This is a genomic window from Conexibacter sp. CPCC 205762 (genome assembly GCF_030646155.1).
In the GTDB taxonomy this organism is placed as follows: Bacteria; Actinomycetota; Thermoleophilia; order Solirubrobacterales; family Solirubrobacteraceae; genus Conexibacter.
In genome coordinates this window covers 1-1,683 of record NZ_JAUTDN010000097.1, presented here as the reverse complement: position 1 = coordinate 1,683, position 1,683 = coordinate 1, and the positions used below count along the sequence as shown (strand labels likewise).

Here is a 1,683-nt window from a genome sequence, read left to right as displayed (position 1 = left end):
CCCGACTTCCCCGCGACCGTCCTGCGCGCCGCCGAGGCCGAGCTGCTCGCCTGCGGCGCCGAGCGGCTGCGCGCCGACGCCCGCCGCGAGCTGCGGCGGATCGGCCGCCGCGTCAACCGCAGCGGCCGCGCCGGCCGCGGCGACGGCGGCGGGTCGGCCGCGCTCAGCGCGCGCGAGCACGAGGTCTCGGCGCTCGCCGCCGCCGGCCGCACCAACCGCGACATCGCCGCGGAGCTGTTCCTCAGCGAGAAGACCGTCGAGAGCCATCTCGCCAGCGCCTACGTGAAGCTCGGCGTCAGCGCGCGCAGGGGTCTCGCCGCCGCCCTCAGCGCCGCTCCCCCAGGCCGCTGAGCCAGGCGCGCGGCCGGTTCGGCGGCAGCGCCAGCACGAGCAGGAAGATCACCGCGGTGGCGCCGAAGTAGGTGAAGATCGACGCCGTCCCCTCGTTGTTGCCGGTCGAGGTCTGGCCGAACGAGAGACAGGCGAACGTCACCAGCCCCAGCGACAGGCCGACGAGCAGGATCGACTTGCGCCGGTGCGGCAGGAACTCGCCCCGCACGAGGCTGATCAGCAGGATCACGAAGACCGCGAACTCGAGGATCGCGAGGATCGTCCAGAGCGCGTCGACGCCCGGGAAGGTCGCGACGAACGTGCCGTCGAACTGTCTCGCGATCCCCGGCGGCGCCTTCGCGTCGCCGTCGAACAGCTTCTCCTTGCCCGAGTAGAAGAACAGCACCCCGACGAGGAAGTAGACCGAGACGATCGTCAGCCAGTAGGCGACGTCGTCGAAGATCGTCCCGTCTCTCTCACCCATCGCGGCACCCCCGTTTGTGGACTGAAGCGACGCTACCCATCCGGGCAGACGGTCACCCCACCCGCAGCGGCGGGATCCGGCGGGCGCAGGCGGTGTCGCCGGTCGCGCCGGTGCGGATGAAGCGGGTCGCGATCGCCAGCGCGCAGCCGGTCGTGTCGTCGGTCGCGGTGTGGGCGACGTTGCGCAGCTCGACGAAGCGCGCGCCGGGGAACTGGCGCGCGGCGAGACGGCCGGCGCTGCTGGGCGTGTTCGTGTCGAGGTCGCCTTCCAGCACCAGCGTCGGCACGGCCGGCCGCTCGGCGCCGGCGGTCGGATCGTCGCCGCGGCTGACGTCGGGCCAGTCGATGCAGCTGTCGCCGCCGTCGCCGACCGCCGCGATCCAGGCCTGCGGCGAGAAGGGCGCGAACGGCCGCGTGCCGGCTGCGCGCAGCGCCCGCGCGAACTGCCGCTTGCGGATCGCGGGCGGGGCGGCTCTGTCGTACGCGACCGGGTAGTCGCGGCAGGCGGTCGCGCTGTTGAGCGCGAGCGAGACGGTGCCGTCGCTGAAGAGCCCGGCGAAGGCGACCTGGATCTGCGCGACGAGCGTCAGCAGCGGCTCCGCTCTGCCGGCCGTCGCCTGCCGCAGCGCGCTCGGCAGCAGCGTGTAGAGCTCCGGCGCCAGCGCGGCGTCGTAGGCGGTCGCGGCGAGCGCCTGCTCGTCGATCCGCAGCGTTCTGCCGCCGCCGAGCGGGACGGTCACCGGTCTGTGCCGCAGCGCCTGCGCGACGGTCGCGAGGTCGCGCAGGACGCGGCGGCCGCTGCAGCCGGCGGCGGCGTCGCGGGCGGTGGCCGCGCCGGCGGCGGCGTGGCGGGCGGCGTCGCGGCGCGCG

The 1,683-nt window shown here is 75.0% G+C and carries 3 protein-coding genes; 1 reads left to right on the top strand and 2 read right to left on the bottom strand.

All coding sequences use genetic code 11. The features are described 5' to 3' along the window. Positions 1-351 (top strand): helix-turn-helix transcriptional regulator (locus Q7L73_RS28560; RefSeq protein WP_304715798.1); only part of this gene is annotated, 351 nt, incomplete at its 5' end. Here Q7L73_RS28560 and Q7L73_RS28555 read toward each other — a convergent pair. Continuing rightward, a complete protein-coding gene (locus Q7L73_RS28555; RefSeq protein WP_304696359.1) occupies positions 326-814 on the bottom strand; it encodes a hypothetical protein in 489 nt (162 codons plus the stop codon). The two genes, Q7L73_RS28560 and Q7L73_RS28555, sit on opposite strands and share 26 nt — an antisense overlap. Positions 815-866: 52 nt before the next feature. Further along, on the bottom strand, positions 867-1,683 hold an 817-nt coding region (locus Q7L73_RS28550; protein ID WP_304715797.1), incomplete at its 5' end, for an alpha/beta hydrolase.

What these genes read in the sequence shown, in the direction of transcription:
- Q7L73_RS28555 (WP_304696359.1), bottom strand. Translation starts at nt 814, where the DNA reads ATGGGTGAGAGAGACGGGACGATCTTCGACGACGTCGCCTACTGGCTG.